This window comes from Mycobacterium sp. 1245805.9 (assembly GCF_001672915.1).
Classification (GTDB): domain Bacteria; phylum Actinomycetota; class Actinomycetes; order Mycobacteriales; family Mycobacteriaceae; genus Mycobacterium.
In genome coordinates, this window is the sequence record NZ_LZKR01000162.1 from 13,486 (window position 1) to 34,644 (window position 21,159).

25 protein-coding genes are annotated in these 21,159 nt (G+C 68.8%); 8 read left to right on the forward strand and 17 right to left on the reverse strand.

The features are described 5' to 3' along the window. Positions 1-7: 7 nt before the first annotated feature. From A9X00_RS21745 to A9X00_RS21760, 4 genes are all read right to left on the reverse strand, one after another. The gene (locus A9X00_RS21745) at positions 8-883 is read right to left on the reverse strand and encodes a 5-oxoprolinase/urea amidolyase family protein (protein ID WP_067158270.1); all 876 of its coding nucleotides are present in this window, start codon (positions 881-883) and stop codon (positions 8-10) included. 14 nt (positions 884-897) lie between these two features. Beyond that, positions 898-1,572: an allophanate hydrolase subunit 1 gene (locus tag A9X00_RS21750; protein ID WP_067158272.1), complete on the reverse strand. Its 675-nt coding sequence runs from the start codon at positions 1,570-1,572 to the stop codon at positions 898-900. Between the two features lie 101 nt (positions 1,573-1,673). Beyond that, a complete protein-coding gene (locus A9X00_RS21755) occupies positions 1,674-2,687 on the reverse strand; it encodes an ABC transporter substrate-binding protein (RefSeq protein WP_067158274.1) in 1,014 nt (337 codons plus the stop codon). A gap of 48 nt (positions 2,688-2,735) precedes the next feature. Next, entirely contained in the window at positions 2,736-3,986 is a 1,251-nt protein-coding gene (locus A9X00_RS21760; RefSeq protein ID WP_067158276.1) for a DNA polymerase domain-containing protein, read from the reverse strand. Between the two features lie 59 nt (positions 3,987-4,045). Between A9X00_RS21760 and fadD2 the strand changes: the two genes are divergently transcribed. After that, on the forward strand, positions 4,046-5,725 hold the full coding sequence (fadD2, locus tag A9X00_RS21765) for a long-chain-fatty-acid--CoA ligase FadD2 (protein ID WP_067158361.1): 1,680 nt from the start codon (positions 4,046-4,048) through the stop codon (positions 5,723-5,725). Between the two features lie 24 nt (positions 5,726-5,749). Here the strand turns inward: fadD2 and A9X00_RS21770 are convergent, their stop codons facing one another. Then, positions 5,750-6,079 carry an ATPase gene (locus A9X00_RS21770; protein ID WP_369830781.1) on the reverse strand — a complete coding sequence of 110 codons (330 nt, stop codon included), beginning with the start codon at positions 6,077-6,079 and terminating at the stop codon, positions 5,750-5,752. A 459-nt stretch (positions 6,080-6,538) separates the two neighbouring features. Here A9X00_RS21770 and A9X00_RS21775 point away from each other — a divergent pair, with 459 nt between their 5' ends. Further along, entirely contained in the window at positions 6,539-7,051 is a 513-nt protein-coding gene (locus A9X00_RS21775; protein ID WP_156772222.1) for a hypothetical protein, read from the forward strand. 75 nt (positions 7,052-7,126) lie between these two features. On the opposite strand, the gene A9X00_RS21780 is transcribed toward A9X00_RS21775, so the two are convergent. Genes A9X00_RS21780 through A9X00_RS21795 form a run of 4 tightly spaced genes read right to left on the reverse strand, consistent with a single transcriptional unit; the run spans position 7,127 to position 12,025 of the window. Continuing rightward, the gene (locus A9X00_RS21780) at positions 7,127-9,337 is read right to left on the reverse strand and encodes an acyl-CoA dehydrogenase (protein ID WP_067158280.1); all 2,211 of its coding nucleotides are present in this window, start codon (positions 9,335-9,337) and stop codon (positions 7,127-7,129) included. 53 nt (positions 9,338-9,390) lie between these two features. Further along, positions 9,391-10,362, reverse strand: coding sequence for a 2-hydroxyacid dehydrogenase (locus tag A9X00_RS21785; protein WP_369830779.1), 972 nt, complete (start codon positions 10,360-10,362; stop codon positions 9,391-9,393). Further along, positions 10,338-11,441, reverse strand: coding sequence for an alpha/beta hydrolase (locus A9X00_RS21790; protein WP_156772227.1), 1,104 nt, complete (start codon positions 11,439-11,441; stop codon positions 10,338-10,340). The genes A9X00_RS21785 and A9X00_RS21790 overlap by 25 nt, the downstream gene beginning before the upstream one ends. Before the next feature lie 26 nt (positions 11,442-11,467). Then, positions 11,468-12,025 carry a TetR/AcrR family transcriptional regulator gene (locus tag A9X00_RS21795; protein WP_156772223.1) on the reverse strand — a complete coding sequence of 186 codons (558 nt, stop codon included), beginning with the start codon at positions 12,023-12,025 and terminating at the stop codon, positions 11,468-11,470. A 181-nt stretch (positions 12,026-12,206) separates the two neighbouring features. Between A9X00_RS21795 and A9X00_RS21800 the strand changes: the two genes are divergently transcribed. Beyond that, complete coding sequence (locus A9X00_RS21800; RefSeq protein WP_067158286.1) at positions 12,207-12,788, forward strand: VOC family protein; 582 nt, start codon at positions 12,207-12,209, stop codon at positions 12,786-12,788. A 34-nt stretch (positions 12,789-12,822) separates the two neighbouring features. Then, positions 12,823-13,374, forward strand: a complete 552-nt coding sequence (locus A9X00_RS21805; RefSeq protein WP_067158367.1) for a hypothetical protein — start codon at positions 12,823-12,825, stop codon at positions 13,372-13,374. On the opposite strand, the gene A9X00_RS21810 is transcribed toward A9X00_RS21805, so the two are convergent. Beyond that, entirely contained in the window at positions 13,307-14,011 is a 705-nt protein-coding gene (locus A9X00_RS21810; RefSeq protein WP_067158370.1) for a TetR/AcrR family transcriptional regulator, read from the reverse strand. The two genes, A9X00_RS21805 and A9X00_RS21810, sit on opposite strands and share 68 nt — an antisense overlap. A 72-nt stretch (positions 14,012-14,083) precedes the next feature. Between A9X00_RS21810 and A9X00_RS21815 the strand changes: the two genes are divergently transcribed. After that, the gene (locus A9X00_RS21815; RefSeq protein WP_067158288.1) at positions 14,084-14,980 is read left to right on the forward strand and encodes an oxygenase MpaB family protein; all 897 of its coding nucleotides are present in this window, start codon (positions 14,084-14,086) and stop codon (positions 14,978-14,980) included. A 9-nt stretch (positions 14,981-14,989) separates the two neighbouring features. On the opposite strand, the gene A9X00_RS21820 is transcribed toward A9X00_RS21815, so the two are convergent. Beyond that, positions 14,990-15,547, reverse strand: coding sequence for a cation transporter (locus A9X00_RS21820; RefSeq protein ID WP_156772228.1), 558 nt, complete (start codon positions 15,545-15,547; stop codon positions 14,990-14,992). A gap of 118 nt (positions 15,548-15,665) precedes the next feature. Next, the gene (locus A9X00_RS21825) at positions 15,666-15,995 is read right to left on the reverse strand and encodes a helix-turn-helix transcriptional regulator (RefSeq protein ID WP_067158290.1); all 330 of its coding nucleotides are present in this window, start codon (positions 15,993-15,995) and stop codon (positions 15,666-15,668) included. Positions 15,996-16,158: 163 nt separating this feature from the next. Here A9X00_RS21825 and A9X00_RS30130 point away from each other — a divergent pair, with 163 nt between their 5' ends. Genes A9X00_RS30130 through A9X00_RS21840 form a run of 3 tightly spaced genes read left to right on the forward strand, consistent with a single transcriptional unit; the run spans position 16,159 to position 19,717 of the window. Beyond that, the gene (locus A9X00_RS30130) at positions 16,159-17,949 is read left to right on the forward strand and encodes a PPE family protein (protein WP_082975426.1); all 1,791 of its coding nucleotides are present in this window, start codon (positions 16,159-16,161) and stop codon (positions 17,947-17,949) included. A gap of 41 nt (positions 17,950-17,990) precedes the next feature. Continuing rightward, on the forward strand, positions 17,991-18,983 hold the full coding sequence (locus A9X00_RS21835) for a permease (RefSeq protein WP_067158292.1): 993 nt from the start codon (positions 17,991-17,993) through the stop codon (positions 18,981-18,983). Continuing rightward, positions 18,983-19,717, forward strand: a complete 735-nt coding sequence (locus A9X00_RS21840; protein ID WP_067158293.1) for a TIGR03943 family protein — start codon at positions 18,983-18,985, stop codon at positions 19,715-19,717. The genes A9X00_RS21835 and A9X00_RS21840 overlap by 1 nt, the downstream gene beginning before the upstream one ends. A gap of 12 nt (positions 19,718-19,729) precedes the next feature. Here A9X00_RS21840 and A9X00_RS21845 read toward each other — a convergent pair whose 3' ends face one another. Genes A9X00_RS21845 through rpmB form a run of 5 tightly spaced genes read right to left on the reverse strand, consistent with a single transcriptional unit; the run spans position 19,730 to position 21,121 of the window. Further along, positions 19,730-20,119, reverse strand: a complete 390-nt coding sequence (locus A9X00_RS21845) for a hypothetical protein (RefSeq protein WP_067158295.1) — start codon at positions 20,117-20,119, stop codon at positions 19,730-19,732. 20 nt (positions 20,120-20,139) lie between these two features. Further along, positions 20,140-20,403: a 30S ribosomal protein S18 gene (gene rpsR / locus A9X00_RS21850; protein ID WP_067158297.1), complete on the reverse strand. Its 264-nt coding sequence runs from the start codon at positions 20,401-20,403 to the stop codon at positions 20,140-20,142. Between the two features lie 9 nt (positions 20,404-20,412). Further along, complete coding sequence (gene rpsN, locus A9X00_RS21855; protein WP_067158299.1) at positions 20,413-20,718, reverse strand: 30S ribosomal protein S14; 306 nt, start codon at positions 20,716-20,718, stop codon at positions 20,413-20,415. A 2-nt stretch (positions 20,719-20,720) separates the two neighbouring features. Then, positions 20,721-20,885, reverse strand: coding sequence for a 50S ribosomal protein L33 (gene rpmG, locus A9X00_RS21860; protein ID WP_067109236.1), 165 nt, complete (start codon positions 20,883-20,885; stop codon positions 20,721-20,723). Next, positions 20,885-21,121, reverse strand: coding sequence for a 50S ribosomal protein L28 (rpmB, locus tag A9X00_RS21865; RefSeq protein WP_067158301.1), 237 nt, complete (start codon positions 21,119-21,121; stop codon positions 20,885-20,887). Before rpmB ends, rpmG begins: the two co-directional genes overlap by 1 nt. Positions 21,122-21,159 lie beyond the last annotated feature (38 nt).

Here is a 21,159-nt window from a genome sequence, read left to right on the forward strand (position 1 = left end):
TCTTTGTCTACCAGCCTTGCCGAGGCCGCGCCCAGTGCAGGCGCACGTACTGGCCCGGTCGCACCTGCGCGATCTTGTCGGCGTCCTCGTCGGTGACCACGCCGATCACCGGGTACCCGCCGGTGACCGGGTGATCGGGTCCCAGGATCACCGGTAATCCGTTGGGCGGCACCTGGATTGCGCCGCGGGTGGCGCCCTCGCTGGGCAGCTGCCGGTCGGGCCAGCGGTGCTGCAGCGGGCGGCCCTCCAGCCGCATCCCGACCCGGTCGCTGCGGTTGGAGGCCATCCAGATCGTGTGCACCAGGGCGTCGGGATCGGTGAACCAGTCGTCGCGCGGGCCGGGCACCACCTGCACCTCGACCAGGTGCTCGTTGATCGCCGCCACCGGTGCCTGGTCCAGCTCGGGGTAATCCTCGGTGTGCTCGCCGACCGGTAGCCGGTCGCCGCTGTGCAGCGGCGCCGGGCCGATCGCCGACATCACGTCATAGCTGCGCGAACCCAGGACTGGCTCCACGCAGATCCCGCCGCGCACCGCCAGGTACGTCCGCAGCCCGGCGCGCGGGGCGCCCAGCGAGATCACCTGCCCCTCGCGGACGTGGTGAATGCTGTTGGTGCCGAACTTGATTCCGTTCACGGTGGGGTCGGTGTCGGCGCCCGTCACCGCGATGTCGACGTCGCCGCCGCGGACGCGGGCGGAAAAGCCGCCGAAGGTCACTTCGACGGTGGCGCGGTCGTCGGGGTTGGCGACCAGCCGGTTGGCGAGCGTGTGCGCGCGGCGGTCGGCGGCCCCGGACCGGCTGACGCCGAGGTGGGCCAGCCCCGGGCGGCCGAGGTCCTGGACGACGGCGAACGGTCCGGTGCGCAGGATTTCCAAGGTCGGCACGGCTATCTCCTTGCTCAGACGGCGCGGAACTGAACCCACATGCCCCGGGTCAGCAGGGCCGGGTTAGGCCGGTCGAGGTCCCACAGGACGGCGTCGGTGTGGCCGATGAGCTGCCAGCCGCCGGGCGACTGCCGGGGATATACCGCGCTGAACTCGCCGGCCAGGCCGACCGAACCGGCCGGCACCGACGTCCGCGGCTCCGCCCGGCGCGGCACCCGCAGCCGCGCGTCGCCGTCGACCAGGTACGCGAAACCCGGTGCGAAGCCGCTGAATCCGACCCGCCACGGGGTGGCGGTGTGGGCGTCGATCACCTGCGCGGTGGACAGCCCGGTGTGGTCGGCGACCTCGGCGAGATCCGGGCCGTCGTACACCACGTCGATCACCACGTCGGCCCGGCGGTCCGCCGGTGCGCCGGCATCGGCGGTGACCCGCATCCTGCGCAGCCGCTGCCGGGTGACTCCCTGCCGGCGGGGGCTGTCGAGCTTGACCAGCACGGTGCGGGCGGCGGGGACGACGTCGACGACGCCGGGCAGCGCCGCGGCGGCCAACGCGTCCACCCACGCCAAGACCTCGGCGGTGCTGCCGCATTGAAGCATCAGCGCATGGTCGCCGTAGTCGAACACGGTGTTGCCGACCAGGTCGGTCGACACCTCCTGGGAGAGGCCGCTGCCTATATCCGTCACGCTCATTACTGAACGGTAACCCCGGCATCCGTGCAGGCGGGAGGGAATGCGGGCGGATTTTCGAGCACTGCCAGAGGTGCCTTAACGAACGCTCAAACAGCCGGGATTCAGCCCAGGACCTTGGCGATCAGCGGCGGCAGTTGATCGGCGACCAACGGGTAGCTCAGGGGAGAAGCGAACGCGATCGCGCCGGTGAGATCCTTGGTGGTGAAGACGTGGCGGTTCTGCGCGGTCGCCAGCGAGCCGGCGACGTCGGGGTCGGCCAGCAGCGCCTTCTGGTCGTCGGGGCTCTCGGTTGTCCAGATCACCACGTCGGCGGAATCCAGCACCGCCTTGATCTGATCGCGGGGGATGACGGCGCGGTGATCGCTGCCGAACGGCTTGATGCTGTCGGCGATGACGAGTCCCATCTGGTTCAGGAAATCGGTCCGCCAGCCCGCCAGGGTCGCCACCACCGTGCCCTGCCACAGGGTGCCCTGCATGAGCAACGCCTTCTTGCCCGTCCACTGCTGGTTCTTTTGCGCGACGGCGGTGAATTGCTTGTCGACGCCGTCGATCAGGGACTTCATCTTGTCGGCCTGGAACACCGCCTGGCCGACGGCGGTGGCCTGCTCCTTCCACGGCTCGAAGAACGCGTCGCCGTCCGACTGCGCGAGGGTGGGCGCGATCGCCGACAGCTTCTGGTAGGTGTCGGCGTCCAGGCCGGCGTTGATGGCCACGATCAGGTCCGGTTTCAGGCCCGCGATCTGGTCGACCGGAATGCCGTTGTCCAGGTTCAACACCACGGGCTGGGCGCCGCCGAGCTTGGGCTGCGCCCAGGGCCACACCGCGAACGGCTGATCGCCGAACCAGTTGGTCACCGCGATCGGGACCACGCCCAGGGCCAGCAGGTCGTCCTGCTCGGTATAGCCGGCGCTGACCACGCGCTTGGGCGGCTCCTTGATGACGGTCTGACCGAACAGGTGGGTGACGGTCACCGACCCACCCGGGGCGGCACCCGGCGACGGTTTGCGCGAACAGGCCGCCAACACTCCGGCGAACCCGGCCGAACCGGCGGCCGCGGCCATCCCCGCAGCCCCCGTGAGCTGCAGGAATCCCCGTCGATCCCATCCGTGTCGCATCGCGTGAGATTATCGCTTTCTTCGCTCGGACCCGCGTCGCCGCGCGGCTCATCCCCTGCGCGGCCCTTCGTAGCCCACCCACGGGCTGTAGTCGGCGATCAGCTCCTCCTGTGGCGGGCGCCGGTCGGCCGGCACGTGCTGCAGGTTGATCCGGATCCGGTACCAGATCGAACTCGGCCCGCGCATGCCGTCGACCAGGACGTCGGCCGGCCGCAGCAGCGCGGCCGCTTCGGGATGGCGGTCGCGCCAGGTGTCCAGCGCCGCCATCGCCTCGTCTTTGGTCTTGGTGCGGGCGATCTCGATGAGCGGCTTCGACGAGACGCGCCCGCTCTCCGTGCGGCTCCCCGATCCCCGCGGCGCGCGCTCGGGCGGCCCCAACTCCTCGGCCAGCATCAGCAGCCGATCCAGCTCGCCGACCGCGTCGTCCATGCCCTCCCACGGGTCGCCCAGCTCGGCGAACCGGGCGGGCACCGTGTCGATGGTGAACGCCGCCGGGTCGCAGCCGGCGACCTCGTCCCAGTGCAGCGGCGTAGACACCCGGGCATCCGGGGTGGCGCGCACGGAGTAGGCCGACGCGACGGTGCGGTCCTTGGCGTTCTGGTTGAAGTCGACGAACACGCCCTCGCGCTCCTCCTTCCACCAGCGGCTGGTCGCCGCGTCGGGAATGCGCCGCTCGACCTCGCGCGCGACGGTCTGCGCGGCCAGCCGCACCTGGCGGAACTCCCAGCGCGGGGCGATCCGGGCGTAGATGTGAAAGCCCCGGGACCCCGACGTCTTCGGCCACGCGGTCAGGCCGTAGTCCTCCAAGACGTCGCGGGCCACCAATGCGACGTCGACGATGCGCCGCCACGCCACGCCCGGCATCGGGTCCAGGTCGACGCGCAGTTCGTCGGGGTGATCGAGGTCGCCGGCGAGCACCGGGTGCGGGTTGAGGTCCACGCAACCCAGGTTGATCACCCACGCCAGCCCGGCGGCGTCGCGGACGACGGCCTCCGCCGCGGAAGTGCCCCGGGCATAGTGCAATTCGGCGACGTCGACGTAGTCCGGCCGGTTTGCCGGCGCCCGCTTCTGGAACACGGCCTCTTGCGAGATGCCCTTCACGAAGCGCTTGAGAATCATGGGGCGTCCGGCCACGCCGCGCAGCGCCCCGTCGGCGACGGACAGGTAATAGCGGACCAGGTCGAGCTTGGTGTGGGGCCCCGAGCCGCCGTGGCTTTCGAAGACCACTTTGTCGGGGTGGGTGATGGTGACCTCGTGCCCGGCCACCTCCATTCCCACCGGGCCGGTCATGTTCATCATCGTAGGTCGGGGGGTATTAACTAGTGGCACTGCGACCTACGTCACATAGGGTGGAATTCATGCCTAACCTCATCGGCCTGCCCGGCCAGGCTGTCTCCAAGATTCAGCAGTACCTCGAGCGGGGCTCGGCCGAACTGCACTACGTGCGCAAGATCTTCGAATCGGGTGCGTTCCGGATCGAGCCGCCGCAGAACTACGCGGCGATGGCCGCGGAGATCTACAAGTGGGGCGAGTTCGGCATGCTGCCCTCGCTCAACGCGAGACGCCATCCGGATCGCGCGGCCTGCATCGACGAGGAGGGCGAGTTCACCTATCGCGAGCTCGACGACGCCACGCACGCGGTGGCCAACGGCCTCATCGAGAAGGGTGTCAAGGGCGGCGACGGCGTCGCGATCCTGGCCCGCAACACCCGCTGGTTCCTGATCGCCTACTTCGGCGCCGCCCGGGTGGGCGCCCGCATCATCCTGCTCAACAGCGAGTTCTCCGGCCCGCAGATCAAGGAGGTGTCGGAGCGCGAGGGCGCCAAGCTGATCATCTACGACGACGAATACACCAAGGCCGTCAGCAAGGCCGAGCCGGAGCTGGGCAAGCTGCGGGCGCTGGGATCCAATCCCGACGCGGACGAGCCGTCCGGCAGCGACGACGAGACGCTGGCCGACCTGATCGAGCGCAGCAGCTCCGAGCCCGCCCCGAAGGCGAACAAGCACTCGTCGATCATCATCCTGACCAGCGGCACCACCGGCACCCCCAAGGGCGCGAACCGCAGCACCCCGCCGACGCTGGCGCCCATCGGGGGGATCCTGTCGCACGTGCCGTTCAAGGCCGGCGAGGTGACCTCGCTGCCGGCGCCGATGTTCCACGCGCTGGGTTTTCTGCACGGCACCCTCGCGATGTTCCTCGGCTCGACCCTGGTGCTGCGGCGTAAATTCAAGCCGCCGCTGGTGCTGGAGGACATCGAGAAGCACAAGGTGACGGCCATGGTCGTCGTCCCCGTGATGCTGTCGCGCATCCTCAACGCGCTCGAGAAGATGGATGAGAAGCCCGACCTGTCCAGCCTGAAGATCGTGTTCGTGTCCGGCTCGGCGCTCGGGTCGGAACTGGCGGAGCGCGCGCTCAAGGACCTGGGCCCGGTGATCTACAACATGTACGGCTCGACCGAGATCGCCTTCGCCACCATCGCCGAGCCCAAGCACCTGGAATTCAATTCGTCGACGGTCGGGCCGGTCGTCAAGGGCGTCAAGGTCAAGATCTTCGACGACAACGGCAAGGAGTTGCCGAAGGGTGAGGTGGGCCGGATCTTCGTCGGCAACGCCTTCCCGTTCGAGGGATACACCGGCGGGGGCAAGAAGCAGATCATCGACGGGCTGTTGTCCTCGGGCGACGTCGGCTACTTCGACGAAAACGACCTGCTCTACATCAGCGGGCGCGACGACGAGATGATCGTCTCCGGCGGCGAGAACGTCTTCCCGGCCGAAGTCGAGGACCTCATCACCGGACATCCGGACGTCGTGGAGGCCACCGCCATCGGGGTGGAGGACGAGGAGTGGGGCCACCGGCTGCGCGCGTTCGTGGTCAAGAAGGAAGACGCCGACCTGGACGAGGACACCGTCAAGCACTACGTCCGCGACCACCTCGCGCGCTACAAGGTGCCCCGCGAAGTCGTGTTCCTCGACGAGCTGCCGCGCAACCCCACGGGCAAGGTCCTCAAGCGCGAGCTCCGCGAGATGGAGATCGACTGACCAGCTCCCGGTGGAGCCGGGGGATCATCTGCGGGCTTGGATGGCGCGGATGATCTGGGCGGAGAGCTTGGGGTCGATCAGCAGCTGATCGACGAGCGCCGTGAGCACCTCTTGCCCGGTCACGCGGGCGACCCCGATGCGGTCGGCGGCCTCGCGCTGCCAGACGTCGAGCGCGCGGTGCGTGGCCAGCGGCAGGTCGACGGTCCGCCGGGTTCGCCGGCCGCCCGCCGGCTGGGCGGGGGCCTCCCCGAGCATGTTGAGGCGCTGGGTCGGGCCGGTCTGGTCGGGCCGCGGCGGCTTGGCGGCGTAACGGGCGAACCGGTTCGGGCTGGACTCGTTGCGGTTGGGGTTGATCGTCATCGCGGCGACCCCTCTCTGGGGTGCAAGTCAGTAGATCCGCTTCTCAGTATGCGCTTCGTCGAGCACCTCTATTGATATCACCCCGTCCGGCCCGCCCGGCGCGCCGGACCGACCCGGCGCGTCGCGGCGGCGCGCGGCAAAATAGCCGGGCCCAAATTCACGCCGTTTCATGAAATTGCGACTTCCTTAAGTAATTACTTTCGCATTCACTTAGGTACTGATCTCAGTAGACCGCTTTTGAGCAGGTGAAATTGGTGATCCGCAGATACTGATCCAGTAAATCCGCAAAGATTAATCTGTACGACACCATTATCCGGGCCGCTAATCGGCCGCGCTAGATATAGGTCACATCGATTGGCTTTTTTTGTGTAGGAATCGCAGAATATGGATATTCGTTATCTGACGTATTGGGTTTCAGGCTTCTTGTTCAACAACGTGGTAAGGAGCTCACAGATGTTGAATTCACTGGGTTCGATCCGCAAGGCCGCGCTCGCCGCGGTGGGCTCCGGCGCGGTGGCGGGGGCGCTGCTGTTCGGCGGCGCGCCCATCGCGCAGGCCGCCCCGCAGCCCGGCCCCGGCATCAGCTTCGACACGGTCGGCCCGCACGGTGGTCCGGACCTCCCGCTCAAGCCCGGCGGGGGCGGCGGCGGCCACGGTGGCTGGAACGGCCCCGGCGGCGGCGGTCACGGCGGATGGTCCGGCCACGGCGGCTGGGGCGGCCCGGGCGGCTGGAACGGTCACGGCGGCTGGAACGGTCACGGCGACTGGGGCCACGGCGGCAATTGGGGTCGCGGCGGTTGGTGGGGCCCGCGCGGCGGCGACTGGGACCGCGGCCGCTGGTGGGGTCCGCGCGGCGGCGACTGGGACCGCGGCGTGTGGGGCCACCCCGGTTGGGGCAACGGCGGTTGGGGCCCTCCGGGCCTGGGCTACCGCCCGTGGTGGCCGCTGTGGAACTGGTGGTGGTGATCTAGCCGCCGCAAAGACCCGGGTCATGCCGACCTGACAGACGTGCGTCAGGTCGGCATGACCCGTTCGAGGTGATTACGGGTCGCGGGGCAGGCCCAGCAGCCGTTCGGCGATGATGTTGAGCTGGACCTCCGAGGTGCCCCCGTAGATGGTGGTGGCCCGGCTGGCCAGCAGATACTCGCCCCACTTGCCCGGCAGCTGGCTGGTGTCCCCGATCGCGGCGTCGGTGCCGAACGACGACACCGCGAACTCGGCGTACCCCTGACCGGTGCGCATCGACAAAAGCTTGGAGATCGCGGCGGAGGGCATCGCGTCCCCGCCGGCCAGCGTCAGCAACGTCGAACGCAGGTTCAGCACCTTGGCGGCGTGACCCTCCGCGATCAGTTGCCCGGCCCGGTGCTGGCCCACCTGATCGAACTGCCCGTCGCGGACGAACTCGACGAACTCGGGAAGCGTCGCAAGGAAGTTCGCGTCGCTGCTGCCGATCGACACCCGCTCCGCCGTCAGGGTGTTGCGGCTGACCTCCCAACCCCGGTTGACGTCGCCGAGCACATATTCGTCGGGCACGAACACGTCGTCGATGTAGACGGTGTTGAAGAATTCCTGGCCGGTCAGCTCGCGCAGCGGCTTCACCGTGACGCCGTCGCTGCGCATATCCAGCAGGAAATAGGTGATGCCGTTGTGCTTCGGCGCGCTCGGGTCGGTCCGCGCCAGCAGCGCGCCCCACTGCGAGTACTGGGCGGCGGTGGTCCAGATCTTCTGCCCGGTGATGCGCCAGCCGCCCTCGGCCCGGGTGGCCTTGGTGGTCAGTCCGGCGAGGTCCGATCCGGCGCCCGGCTCGGAAAACAGCTGGCACCAGATCATTTCGCCGCGCATCGTCGGCGGCAGGAACCGCTGCTTCTGCTCCTCGGTGCCGAACGCGACGATCGACGGGATGATCCAGGCCGCGATGCCGACCTGCGGCCGCTTGACCCGCCCGGCGGAGAACTCCTGGGCGATGATGATCTGCTCCACCGGGCCGGACGCCCGGCCCCACGGCTTGGGCAGGTAGGGCAGCACCCAGCCGCCCTCCGCGATCGCCACCCTGCGCGGCTCGCGGTCCATCTCCTTGAGCGCGCTGACCTCCGCGCGAATCTCGGCCCGCAGCTTTTCGGTGTCGGGATCCAGGTCGATGTCCACCGCGCGCATTCCCGTCGTGGTCGCGGTGTCCACGACTCGTTGCGGGTATTCCGAGCTGCGGCCGAAGGACGCGGCCAACATCAGTGCCCGGCGGTAATAGACGTTCGTGTCGTGCTCCCAGGTGAACCCGATCCCGCCGTGCACCTGAATGCAGTCCTGCGCGCAGCGTTGGGCTGCGGCCGGCGCCAGCGTCGCCGCCACGGCCGCGGCGAACTCGACCTTGGAAGACGCTATGTCCCACCCGTTCTCGCGGGCCTCGTCCAGCGCGCGGGCGGCATCCCACGCCGCCGCGGTGGCCCGCTCGGTGTCGGCGATCATCTCCGCGCACTTGTGCTTGATGGCCTGGAACTGGCCGATCGGCCGACCGAACTGCTCGCGGATCTTGGCGTACTGCGACGCGGTGTCGGTTGCCCACCGCGCCACGCCGATGGCCTCGGCCGACAGCAGCGTCACCATCAGCGCGTGCGCGGTGGCCATGGTCAGGTTGCTCAACACGACGTCGTCGGTCACCTCGACGGCGTTGGCCCGCACGTGCGCGATCGGGCGCAGCGGGTCAATGCTTTTCACCGGCTCGATCTCGAGCTGCTCGGCGCGCAGCACCACCCATTCCTCGCCGCTGTCGATCGCGACCGGGAGCACCAGCAACGACGCCTGCGCGGCGCCCGGGACCGCGCGGACCTCGCCGCGGATCACCAGTGCGTCCCCCTGGCGGGTGGCGGTCAGCGCACAGCACTCCATCGCGTAGGCGGCGATCGCCGCGCCCGACGCCAGCTCGGAGAGCACCTTGGCCTCGGGGTCGTGCGCGGAGATCAGCGCGCTGGCGATCGCCGACGGCACGAACGGCCCCGGCACCGCCCCGTAGCCGAACTCGGCCAGCACGATGGCCAATTCGAGGATGCCGAAGCCCTGCCCGCCCACCGATTCCGCGAGATGCACGCCCTGCAGGCCCTGTTCGGCGGCGGCCTGCCAGTACGGCGGGGGATTCACCAGGTTTTCCAGGGGTGTTTCCATCGCCTTGTGCAGCACCTCGGAAGGCGCGACCCGCGCCACCAGGGATCGCACCGAGTCGGCCAGGTCTTGATGCTCAGGAGTGATTGCGATCGGCATTGGTCGCCTTTCTCGGCCTTTGCTGGCTCACGTTTCGGCCAGCGCCTTCCAAGCTAACAACCAGTCGGTTGGTTGACTACATGGGCCAGCGGTTGCCCGTCGCGCAGCCGGCGGCAGTTCCCGACGGCCTCCGTCAGGTACCGGCGCATGGTGTCGGCGGTGTACCAGGTGACGTGCGGCGTCAGCACCACGTTGTCCAGCGCCAGTAACGGGTTATCGGGGGCCACCGGCTCCGCCTCGAAAACGTCGAGCCCCGCCGCGGCCAGCCGCCCGTCCCGCAGCGCGTCGACCAGGGCGCTCTCGTCGACCACCGCACCGCGGGAGGTGTTGACCAGCACCGCATTTGGCCTCATCCGGGCCAGCGCGTCGCGGTCCAGCAGGTGATGTGTCTGCGCGGTCAGCGGCAGGTGCAGCGAGACGATGTCGCTGGCGGCCAGCAGGTCGGGCAGCGGCCGCCAGCCGGGCCGGCCGTCGTCGCGGGTGCTGGTGTGCAGCACGCCCGCCCCCATCGCCGCGACGATGTCGGACACCCGTTTGGCGATGTTGCCGTACCCGACCAGCCCGACGGTACAGCCGCCGATGTCGCGCACCGTCTCGCCCAGCGCCGGATCCGCCGGCCAGCCCCCGCCCTCGCGGACCGCACGGTCCAGCCCCGGCAGCCGGCGCAACGCCGCCAGCATCAGCAGCACCGCGCCCTCGGCCACCGACGGTGCGTTGGCGCCCGGCATGTTGGCGACCGCGATGCCGCATTCCGTCGCCGTCGGCACGTCGATCGTGTTCACCCCGGCCCCGAGCTTGTGCACCAGCCGCAGCCTGGTCCCGCGCCGCAGATCGGCGCCCGACAGCGGCCGCAGCACGTGCCAGATCACGTCCGCGTGCGGCAGCTCTCGGTAAAATCCCTCGTCGTCGTCCTCGGCGCACCATCGCACGTCAAGCCAATCCGATTCTGGCGCAACGAAGTCGAGAACCTTTTCGCCGGGAACGAAATGGGCGAGAACTCTCAGCGCCACCTCTTGGTGATCCACCTGGCGATGGTATCGGCCTGCTCGCTGCGCGCGCCCGGGGTGGTGAAGTAGTGGTCGCTGTCGATCGAGGCCTGCGTCTTGTCGGTGCTGGCGAGCGCGTCGTAGATGCGCTGGGCGTCCGACGGGAAGACGCCGGTGTCCGCGTCAGCGTTGATCACCAGGGCCGGGGAGGTGATGCGTGCCAGGTGTGGCTCGGCGCGGGTTTGCGCCACCCGCAGGCTCCACATGCCCAGCCAGTTGCGCAGGGTGCAGGCGGCGGCGATGCCGTGTGCGGACCGGTTCGCCTTGGCGGGGACGCCCGCGTAACACAGGTTCGGTTGGCGCTTCGTCGGCTCGATGCTGGGATCGACCATGCGGGGATCGGCCCAGGTGCGCATCACCGTGAAGGGGCGGTCCGAAAAGCCCACGGCGCGAACCCGTTTGAGCTCCCGCTCGGCCCAGTCGGTGATGGCGTGGTTGCGAGCGATCTGGGCGTCGCGGTAGCGAGCGATGAACTCGGGCGAGTAGGGCGGGCCGTTGCGCTCGTCGAACATGTCGAGGTCGGCATCGGTGGCGACCGGGTCGTTCTCGTCGACGACGGCGGCGTCCATCCATGCCGTCAGGACGTCGGGGCGGCCGGGGTGGGCGGCCGTGGCGACGTAGCCGTCGGCGGGGATCAAGTCGGTGAGCCCGGCCGCAGGACGCATGCCCTCCAGGGGGGTCACGTGCGGTTCGAGCGCCTGCGCCTGATAGGCGGCCATCAGCGAACCGCCGCCCGAATTGCCGAGCAGCACAACGTAGTCCACGCCCTGCACCTCGCGCAGCCAACGCACCCCCACGCCGATGTCAACCAGCGCGTGGTCCAGCAGGAAGCTGCTTTCGAAGCCGCGGAACCTGGTGTTCCAGCCCAGGAATCCGATGCCGCGGGTGGCGATGTAGTCGGCGAGATAGTGTTCGGCGAAGTCGATCTGGTAGTGCGTGGCGATCATCGCCACCTTGGGCTTGCGTCCCACCGCGCGGTGGTAGAGCCCCTGGCAAGGGTGCCCGCCTGCACCGGCCCGGCCCGCGGTGGGCGAGGGCAGCCCGACGAATTCCTGCATCACGCCCGCGGCGCCGTTCTGACGGGTCAATTCGACTTCCCTCCGTCGCCGTAGATGGCTCGGTAGTAGATGTTGGCCAGCGTCCGGATGCAGGCGGCGTCGTCGGGGTCGCCCGGCCCGCCCAGTTTCGCGTAGCAAAAATGCGTGAACATGCCCAGAACCGCCTCGGCGATCAGCTCCGGATCGTCGTCGGTGCAGTAACCCTCGGCCTGGGCGCGCCGGACCGATTCGCTGATGAATGCTATTGGTATTGAGCATATTTCGGCCCAGTACCGTGCGAAGTCGTCGTTGACCATCGCCAGCTGGTAGACGCTGATCATCTCGGCGAGCCGGTTGCGGTAGGTCCACCACTGCGCGGCGGCGACCTCGTACGCGCGCTCGCGGTCGGACAGGCCGTGCGCGGTCACCGAACGCGCGCGCTCGGTGATCTCGTCGCGGAACCGCAGGGCCCATTGATGGACCATCGCCTCTTTGGAATCGTAGTAGTTGTAGAACGACGCGGACGAGCGGCCCGCCTCGGCGGCGATGTCGGCGATGGTCGTCGCCAGAATGCCTTTGCGGGCGATGACCGTTCGGGCGGCCATGTCGATCGCGGCCTGAGTTCGCCTGCCGCGGTGCGTCGGAAACGCCGGTTGGGGGTTGGGTCGCTCAGCAGGTTCGGCCGCGGTGGACAATAGTGCAAACCTCCTGGAGCGGAACTGAACCTGATGTTAGATTCAGATTTGGCTCTTCGCCAGGCTTTCGCGGATTGATAGGAGCCGCACGATGATCAAGCCGCACAACGCCAACACGGAATTCGAGCTGGGCGGGATTAACCACGTTGCGCTGGTGTGTTCGGACATGGCGCGGACCGTGGATTTTTACTCCAACATCCTCGGCATGCCGCTGATCAAATCGCTCGATCTGCCCGACGGTGCCGGCCAGCACTTCTTCTTCGACGCGGGCAATGGCGACTGCGTCGCGTTCTTCTGGTTCGCCGACGCCGCCGATCGGGTGCCCGGCATCTCGTCGCCGGGCGCCATCCCGGGCATCGGCGACATCACCAGCGCGGTGAGCACCATGAACCATCTGGCATTCCACGTGCCCGCCGAGAAGTTCGATGCCTACCGCCAGCGGCTCAAGGACAAGGGCGTGCGGGTCGGGCCGGTGCTCAACCACGACGAAAGCGAGCGCCAGGTCTCGGCGACCGTGCATCCCGGGGTCTACGTGCGCTCGTTCTACTTTCAGGATCCCGACGGCATCACGCTGGAATTCGCCTGCTGGATAAAGGAATTCACGAGCAGCGACAACAAGGCCATCCCCAAAACCGCGGCCGACCGGCGGCCCCCGGTGGACGCCGTACGCTGAAAGGGCAAGACCGTGCTGGAGCCGGGGGATGTCCATGACGACGAGCGGCATATTGTCAGACGCTCAGATCGCCGCGCTGACGCCCGAGCAGCGGCGTGACCTGATCACCCGGCTGGAGCGGCCGCTGAGCGACGTGATCGACCCGGTGCTCCTGAGCCGGATCCGGCGCACCCGCATGAGCCTGATGATCGGTGGCTCGATCGCGATGGTCCCCTGGCTGGGGTACCTGTCCACCACGCTGCCGTCGAACTACGTCGCCCACAACTGGACCGCCACGTGGGTGGGTTTCGACATCCTCTTGGTGGTGTTCATGATCGCGACGGCCGTCCTCGGTTACCTGCGACGCCAACTGGTGGTACTCGCCGCGTTCACCGCGGGCGTGCTGCTGATCTGCGACGCGTGGTTCGACCTGATGACCGCCGGACCCGCCGACGTGCGGGTTTCGGTGGCGACCGCGCTGGGCATCGAGGTGCCGTTGGCGTTCCTGCTCATCCGCGGCGCGATACGCATCATGCGGCTCACGATGATGCGCTTGTGGCTCCTGGACCCCCGGATGCGGCTGTGGCACCTGCCGCTGTTTCCTTGAGCCGGTACAGGTTTGGGTTGGTGAGCTCGTCGAGCAGCGACGCCAGGTGATCGACGAGCTGGTCGGGCTCCAGTTGGACGTCACCGGCCAGCCAGGCGCTGATGGTCTGCCCGACGCCGCCCACGGCGAAGTGCGCCGCGGCCTTGACGCGGTCGTTCGCCGGCGCCCGCAACGTGTCGACGGCATGCTGGCCGGACAGCATCGCGAAAAGCGCGCTGGACTCGGCGCGCTTGCGCACGATCACCGGGTCGCCAAGCTGCGTGTTGAAGAGCAGCCGCCCGATGCGGGCGTCGCCGGCGACGGTCCGCACGATGTTTGCCATCCCCGCGCGGGTCTGCTCGTGCGCCGGCACCGCCGCCACGGCCGCCTGGGTGGTGGCGGCCAGTTCCGCGACCACCCAGTCGAACACCCAGCTGACGAACTGGTCCTTGTCGCTGAAGCTCTCGTAGAAATAACGGGCCGCCAGGCCCGCCCGGTCGCAGATGCCGCGGACGGTCAGCGCGGAGATGTCCTGCTGGTCGGCCCCCAGCAGGTCCAGGCCGGCGGCCAAAAACTGCCGGCGGCGGCCGGCCACCCGCTCGGCGGCGTCGGCGCCGCGATAGGGGCGCGCTTTGGGTGTCTGCGCCATGGGCACCATCTTGACACCGCCGCCGACACGGGACAACATCAGGAAACACACGTTCGCACAATTTGCGCAGGGGGCTTCCGAATGGCGTTGCCGGACTCGATCGGTCATGTGGAGCGCGCCGTCGCAGACGCGCCCCGCCCGGGCCGATACCGCCGTGGGCGCGGCTTGGGCATCGACGAGGGGCTGATGGGTGTGGCGTTGCTGGCCGGGCCCGCCAACGTGATCATGCAGCTGGCGCGTCCGGGCGTCGGATACGGCGTGTTGGAGAGCCGCGTCGAAAGCGGCCGGGTGGACCTGCACCCGATCAAACGGGCGCGCACCACCTTCACCTACCTGGCGGTGGCAACCGCCGGTAGCGACGCCCAGAAAGAGGCCTTCCGCCGGGCGGTCAACCGGGCCCACGCGCAGGTGTACTCCACCCCCGACAGCCCGGTCGCCTACAACGCCTTCGACGTCGACCTGCAGCTGTGGGTGGGGGCGTGCCTGTACAAGGGCGGCGTCGACATCTACCGGACCTTCGTCGGCGAACTGGACGGCGAGGACGCCGACCGGCACTACCGCGAGGGCATGGCCCTGGCCACCACGCTGCAGGTCCCGCCCGAGATGTGGCCGGCGGACCGGGCGGCCTTCGACCGGTACTGGCAGGAGTCGCTGGCCAAGGTGCACATCGACGACGCCGTCCGCGAGTACCTGTATCCCATTGCCGCCGGGCGCATTCGGGGGGTGACGCTGCCTGGCCCGCTGCAGCGCCTGTCCGACGACTTCTCGCTGCTGATCACTACGGGCTTTCTGCCCCAGCGCTTCCGCGACGAGATGCGGCTGCCGTGGGACGCCGCGCGGCAACGCCGCTTCGACCGGCTGATGGCCGTGCTCCGCGCGGTCAACCGCGCGCTGCCGCGCTTCGTCCGGCATTTCCCGTTCAACGTCCTGCTCGCCGACGTGGACCGCCGGATCAGGACGGGGCGGCCACTGGTCTGACGTCCCGCCTCAGCAACAGTGAGTGCCGCGCCAGGCCGCACGGCCTTCCCTTACTGCCGCGGCGGCGATCACCAACGCGGCCACGGGGTCGGCCCACGACCAGCCGAATAGTGAATTCAGCAGCAGGCCCACCAGCAGGACACCGGACAGGTAGGTGCATAACAGGGTCTGTTTGGAGTCGGCGACCGCGGTGGCCGACTCCAACTCCCGTCCGGCCCGCCGTTGCGCGAACGACAGCGCCGGCATGACCACCAGCGACACCGCGGCCATACCCATTCCGACCGTCGAGTGCGCGGCCGCTGCCCCGGCGACCAGCGATCGCGCCGACTCGACGCCCACATAGGCGGCCAACGCGAAGAAGGACATCGCGATCGCCCTCAACGCCGCTCGTTCGCGCGCCGCAGGGTCGGCGCCGGAGAACTGCCAAGCGACGGCGGCGGCCGACAACACCTCGATCAGGGAGTCCAGCCCAAAACCGATCAGCGCGGTAGACGACGCCGCCGACCCGGCGCCGATGGCGACCGCCGCCTCGGCGAGGTTGTACGTGATGGTCGCCGCCACCAGCATGCGCACTCGCCGCGACAATGCCGTGCGGCGCTGCGTCGTCAGGGTTTTCGGGGTCGGCGCAACGCAGCACTCGTCCGCGCAACGACCTTGATCCCTGGGCGACCTCGGGGAGTGACCATCACTCACGGTGTGCCCGGTGAATGCAGGCTTGCTCGGGGTCGACAGCGAGAACCATCTGGGCCAACTCCGCCAACGCGTGGGCAAGGTGGGCATCGGCCAGCGTGTAGCGGACGTTCCGGCCCTCATAGGTCGCCACCACCAAACCGCACCCGCGCAGGCAGGACAGATGGTTGGAGACGTTCGACTTCGTCAGCCCCAGCTCCGACGCGAGCTGGCCCGGATACATCGCGCCGTCGAGCAACGCCAGCAGGATCCGGCACCGCGTCGGATCCGCCAGCGCCCGTCCCAGCCGCGCCAATGCCAACTCGCGCGATTCAAGGTTCAGCATTGGCTGAACAGTACAGCATCCGTCGATACGAATGGTCGTGTCCGTCCGGAGTCAGTTGTTAACGACAATCATTTTCAGTAAGCTTGGCGACGACCAGCCACAGCCCAGGCGAGGAGTGTCCGTCTATGACCCTGCGGGTCGTGCGCGAAGACGGTGGTGACCTATGACCGCGCCGATTTGGATGGCCTCCCCGCCGGAGGTGCACTCGGCGTTGCTCAGCAGCGGCCCGGGGCCGGGGTCGTTGCTGGCGGCCGCGGGGGCGTGGAACGCGCTGAGCGCCGAATACGACTCGGCCGCAGACGAACTCACCGCGTTGCTGGCGTCGGTGCAGGCCGGTGCCTGGGAGGGGCCCAGCGCCGAGTCCTACGTGGCCGCGAACGCGCCGTATCTGGTGTGGCTTTTGCAGGCCGGCGCGGACAGCAAGGCGGCCGCCGCCCAGCACGAGACCGCGGCCATGGCCTACACCGCGGCGCTGGCCGCCATGCCGACGCTGCCCGAATTGGCCGCCAATCACATCGTCCATGGGGCCCTGGTAGCGACCAATTTCTTTGGGATCAACACGATTCCGATCGCGCTGAACGAGGCCGACTATGTGCGGATGTGGGTTCAGGCGGCGACCACGATGGGCATCTATCAAAGTGTGTCCACCGCGGCGGTGGCGTCGACGCCGCAGACCACCCCCGCGCCGCAGATCCTCAAATCCGACGCGCAGACCCCGGCCCAATCGTGGGCCAACGATTTCGTGCAGGGCATCGCGCAGCAGATCGAGCAGTTCCTGCAGAACCCGCTGGGCCTCCAGCAGCAGATCTCGCAGGCCCTGGGAGACCTGTCCCAGAGCGACAATCCGCTGAGTCTCCCGCAGGGGCTCGTGGATTTCCTGCAGAACAACCTGGGTATCGGGAATGTCCAACTCGCCCACGATCCGTTGGTCGACAACGCGCTGAATCAATTCATCGCGCAGATCCTGCAGAACTACGGAGTGACCTGGCAACCCGCCGAGGGCACGGTCAACGGGCTCGAGTACGACGCATATGCGGACCCGAGCCAGTCGATCTTTTATGTGGTCCGATCCCTGGAAGTCCTCGAAGACTTTGAACAGTTCGGCGTGTATTTGACGCAAAATCCGGTGCAGGCCTTTCAATACCTGGTCAGCCTCGAGCTGTTCGACTGGCCGCTGCACATCGAAACCATTGCTGCCTTCGGGGTCACGCAGCCGGCGGCCGTTGTACTCGCGGCCCCGGCCCTCGCCCCGTTGGGTGCGCTCGGCGGCTTGGGGGGACTGGCCGGCCTGGCAGCCGCGCCCCCACCCGCCGTCGCGCCGACGCCGGCACCCGTGCCCGCCGCGCCGCCGTTGTTGCCGGTCGCGATGGGCCCGACTTTCGCGGCGCCGGCCGCCGCCCCAGCCTCGGCACCTGCGCCCGCGCCCACACCCTCCGCCCCGCCGGCTCCCGCGGGCCCGGCCCCCACGGCACCGCCCGCGGCCGCGGGTCCGCCGGGTTTCTTCCCGCCTTACGCGGTGGGCCCTCCCGGCATGGGATCCGGGTCGGGAATGGGCGCCAGCGCCAGCTCCAGCGCCAAAAGGAAAGCGCCCGAACCGGATTCGGCCGCAGCGGCGGCCGCGGCGTCCGCGCGGGAGGCGGCCCGAGCGCGGCGGCGCCAACGGCAGCGGCAGCGCGGGTACGGCGACGAGTACATGGACATGAATGTCGACGTCGACCCGGACTGGGGTGGACCGCCAGGCGCCGTGACGGGGGCCTCGGAGCGGGGCGCCGGAACGCTGGGGTTCGCCGGCACGGCACCCAAGGAAGCGGTCACCGAGGCGGCCGGCTTGGCGACGCTGGCAGACGAGTTCGGCGGCGGCCCACAGATGCCGATGATGCCGGGCACGTGGGGCCCGGGTGGTGCCCGCGAGGATGCCGAAGGCTTCCCCGACGGCCAGCGACGTGACGGCTAGCGTTGCCGCATCCTGTGGCCGCGCGCTGACATACTGAGGCGATGGCGACGCTGAAGACCCGGCCAAGGTTGCGCGTCGGGTCGATGGAAGTCCTCGTGGGCATCCTGCTCGTCGGCGCTTTCGCGGCGACGAGGCTGCGCAACGCGGTCGCCCTCAGTCCGGCGTTGTCGACCGCTGGAACCGTGTTCTGTGGGGTGTTCGTCCAGGCGGTCCCTTTCCTTGCGCTCGGCGTGGTGGTCAGCGGGCTGATCGCGGTTTTCGTGTCGCCGGAACGATTGGCGCGCTGGCTGCCGCGCCGTTCGGCGGTGGCGGTGTTGGCCGCCGGCGTCGGCGGGGCGGCGTTACCCGGCTGTGAATGCGGTTCCGTTCCGGTGGCGCGGCGACTGTTCGGCGAGGGAGGCGCCACGGGGGCGGCGGCTTTGACCTTCATGCTGGCCGCACCGGCGATCAACCCGGTAGTGCTCGTGGCCACCGCGGTCGCGTTTCCCGGTGTGCCCGGGATGGTCGTCGCGCGCATGGGGGCATCGCTGCTGACCGCGGTGATCATGGGGTGGATCTGGTCACGGTGGGGCCGCGCGGAGTGGATCACCCGCCGGTTGCCCGCTTCGGGTCCCCGGACCGAGTCACGATGGACGGTGTTCACGGAGGCGGCAAGGCACGACTTCCTGCAGGCTGCATCGTATTTGGTGATCGGTGCCGGCGCGGCGGCCGCGCTTCATGTGGTAGTGCCGCGTTGGGTGTTCACGCACCTGGCGTCGAACCTGATCCTGGGTGTCGCGGTGATGGCCGCCCTGGCCGTGGTGCTGGCGCTGTGTTCGGAGGCCGATGCGTTCGTGGCCGCCAGCATGATCATGGTGCCGCTGCTGCCACGTCTCGTGTTTCTGGTCGTGGGCCCGGCGGTCGACGTCAAACTGTTCGCGATGCAGGCGGGCATGTTTGGCCGGGCCTTCGCGGCCCGCTTCGCGCCCGCCACGTTCCTCGTCGCGATCGCGTGCGCCTGTGGCGTCGGACTGTTCGTGCTGGGTGGCCGGTAATGACCCGCGAAACCGAGAACACCGTGCTGCTGGTGGTGGGCATCAGCATCGTGATGATCACGATCACGGGCGAGTTCACCCGCTACGTCAAGCCGGGACTGCTGCCGTGGCTGGTCGCTTCGGCGGTGCTCCTCATCGGCCTGGCGCTCTTGGCGATGCTGCGCGATATCCGTCGTGGCGGTCCGCGGGTCACCGATGGGGTCGACGAACACGGCCACGCGCACTCGCATAGCCGCGGCATCGTGTGGCTGCTCGTCGTTCCCATCGTGGCCCTGTGTTTCGTGACGCCGCCGGCCCTGAGGCCGTCGGCCGCCGCGCCGTCCGCGACATCGGTGTCCAATGATGTTCTGAATCGGGCGTTTCCGCCGATTCCGCCCGGCCGCGCGCCCGAGCTGTCGTTGCCGGAGGTGCTGATGCGCGAGGCCCAGGACACCACCGGCTCGCTGAAGGGCCGGCCGATCACCGTGACCGGCTTTGTGTTGAACGAGGCCCAGGGCGTCGACCTCGGCCGCGTCGTCATCATCTGCTGCGCGGCCGACGCCCAACTGGCCCGCATCCACCTCGGTGGCCCGGCCGCCGCCCAAGCCACCGGATTACCCGACAACACCTGGGTTCGGGTTGAGGGCGAAGTCCAACCCCGGCAACCGAATTCGCCCAAGATCCCGACGCTGCAGGCCACCTCGGTCACGCGCGTCGATGCCCCGGCCAACCCCTACGATTATCCTCGTCGATGACCTGCCGTCGTCTCAATTGCTCCGACCGGCGTCGCGGGCCCAAAACTGGTGCCTGCCGAGATGCCTTGGCACGGGTGTGTTTTCCCATTGTCCGCGCTCCAGCCAATCGCGCAGGGCCGCCGCCTCGCCGTCGTCGGTGATGGGGCCGATCCAATGGGGTGGTCCGCAGGGCGTCCGGTCGTCGGTGCAGGGCTGGACGAGAGCCATGACGCCGCGTCCGGATGGGCGGGACGCGCACGTGAGTGGTCCGAGCATGCACGTGGCGGAGACCAGCATGGCGCGCGGACAGCGCCGGATCGTGGGACGAAGTTCTTCGATGACCGAGGCGACGTCGTTGGCCGCGCACGCGGTGCAGACGACGACGGTGAACGGGCGCTCGGTACCGCCGCGCGACGAACTCACGTCTTCACAGCCCACCCGTCTCAGTGGCCCGCGGTCGGGCCGGGGTAGGGCAGCAGCGCCATTTCGCGTGCGTTCTTGATCGCGGTGGCGACCTGCCGTTGTTGTTGGACGCTGAGACCCGTCACGCGACGGGAGCGGATCTTGCCCCGCTCCGAAATGAACACGCGCAGCGAGGCGGTGTCCTTGTAGTCGACCGCGCTGAGCCCAAGGCTGGTCAGAAGATTCCTCTTGGGCTTGACGGCGAGTTCGGCGGCACGACGGGTCCGCTGAGGTTTCTTAGCCATCTCGAGCCGTCACCAACTCGCCTTGCGAACACCGGGCAACTGCCCGTTATGGGCCAATTGGCGGACGCGTACGCGCGACAGCCCGAACTTGCGCAGGTGCCCGCGTGGGCGCCCGTCGACGGCGTCGCGGTTGCGCAGCCGCACGGCACTGGCGTCGCACGGCTGGCGAACCAGCTCGCGTCGCGCGGCTTCCCGTTGCTCGCCGGTGCTCGACGGGGAACGGATGATCTCTTTGAGTTCGGCACGCCGCTCGGCATAACGCGCCACGATGGCTCGCCGCTGCTCGTTCTTGACCACCTTCGATTTCTTGGCCACGCTCAGCGCTCCTCGCGGAAGTCGACGTGGCGGCGGACCACCGGGTCGTACTTGCGCAGCACCAGCCGATCGGGGTCGTTGCGCCGGTTCTTGCGTGTGATGTAGGTGTAGCCGGTGCCCGCCGTGGAGCGCAGCTTGACGATCGGGCGGATTTCGTTGCGCGCCATCAGATTCGCTGCCCTTCCCGGCGCAGCCTGGCCACCACGGCCTCGATGCCGTCGCGGTCGATTATCTTGATGCCCTTGGCGCTGACGCGCAGGCGGATACGGCGGTCCTCCGACGGCAGGTAATACGTCTTGAGCTGGATGTTGGGTGACCAGCGCCGACGAGTGCGGCGGTGCGAATGCGACACCGCGTTACCGAAACCCGGTGTGCGGCCGGTCACTTGGCAATGAGCGGACACTGTTCCCTTCCCGGCCAATCGACCTTATTGAAAATCAT

Coding starts and splice junctions, on each gene's coding strand:
- A9X00_RS21825 (WP_067158290.1), bottom strand. CDS start 15,995: ATGCTGAACCTTGAATCGCGCGAGTTGGCATTGGCGCGGCTGGGACGG.
- A9X00_RS21775 (WP_156772222.1), top strand. CDS start 6,539: ATGTTGAATTCACTGGGTTCGATCCGCAAGGCCGCGCTCGCCGCGGTG.
- rpmG (WP_067109236.1), bottom strand. CDS start 20,885: ATGGCGCGCAACGAAATCCGCCCGATCGTCAAGCTGCGCTCCACGGCG.
- A9X00_RS21800 (WP_067158286.1), top strand. CDS start 12,207: ATGATCAAGCCGCACAACGCCAACACGGAATTCGAGCTGGGCGGGATT.
- A9X00_RS30130 (WP_082975426.1), top strand. CDS start 16,159: ATGACCGCGCCGATTTGGATGGCCTCCCCGCCGGAGGTGCACTCGGCG.
- A9X00_RS21815 (WP_067158288.1), top strand. CDS start 14,084: ATGGCGTTGCCGGACTCGATCGGTCATGTGGAGCGCGCCGTCGCAGAC.
- A9X00_RS21760 (WP_067158276.1), bottom strand. CDS start 3,986: ATGATGAACATGACCGGCCCGGTGGGAATGGAGGTGGCCGGGCACGAG.
- A9X00_RS21835 (WP_067158292.1), top strand. CDS start 17,991: ATGGCGACGCTGAAGACCCGGCCAAGGTTGCGCGTCGGGTCGATGGAA.
- A9X00_RS21795 (WP_156772223.1), bottom strand. CDS start 12,025: ATGGCCGCCCGAACGGTCATCGCCCGCAAAGGCATTCTGGCGACGACC.
- fadD2 (WP_067158361.1), top strand. CDS start 4,046: ATGCCTAACCTCATCGGCCTGCCCGGCCAGGCTGTCTCCAAGATTCAG.
- A9X00_RS21805 (WP_067158367.1), top strand. CDS start 12,823: ATGACGACGAGCGGCATATTGTCAGACGCTCAGATCGCCGCGCTGACG.
- A9X00_RS21780 (WP_067158280.1), bottom strand. CDS start 9,337: ATGCCGATCGCAATCACTCCTGAGCATCAAGACCTGGCCGACTCGGTG.
- A9X00_RS21790 (WP_156772227.1), bottom strand. CDS start 11,441: ATGCAGGAATTCGTCGGGCTGCCCTCGCCCACCGCGGGCCGGGCCGGT.
- A9X00_RS21840 (WP_067158293.1), top strand. CDS start 18,983: ATGACCCGCGAAACCGAGAACACCGTGCTGCTGGTGGTGGGCATCAGC.
- A9X00_RS21810 (WP_067158370.1), bottom strand. CDS start 14,011: ATGGTGCCCATGGCGCAGACACCCAAAGCGCGCCCCTATCGCGGCGCC.
- rpsR (WP_067158297.1), bottom strand. CDS start 20,403: ATGGCTAAGAAACCTCAGCGGACCCGTCGTGCCGCCGAACTCGCCGTC.
- A9X00_RS21755 (WP_067158274.1), bottom strand. CDS start 2,687: ATGCGACACGGATGGGATCGACGGGGATTCCTGCAGCTCACGGGGGCT.
- A9X00_RS21820 (WP_156772228.1), bottom strand. CDS start 15,547: ATGCTGGTGGCGGCGACCATCACGTACAACCTCGCCGAGGCGGCGGTC.
- A9X00_RS21750 (WP_067158272.1), bottom strand. CDS start 1,572: ATGAGCGTGACGGATATAGGCAGCGGCCTCTCCCAGGAGGTGTCGACC.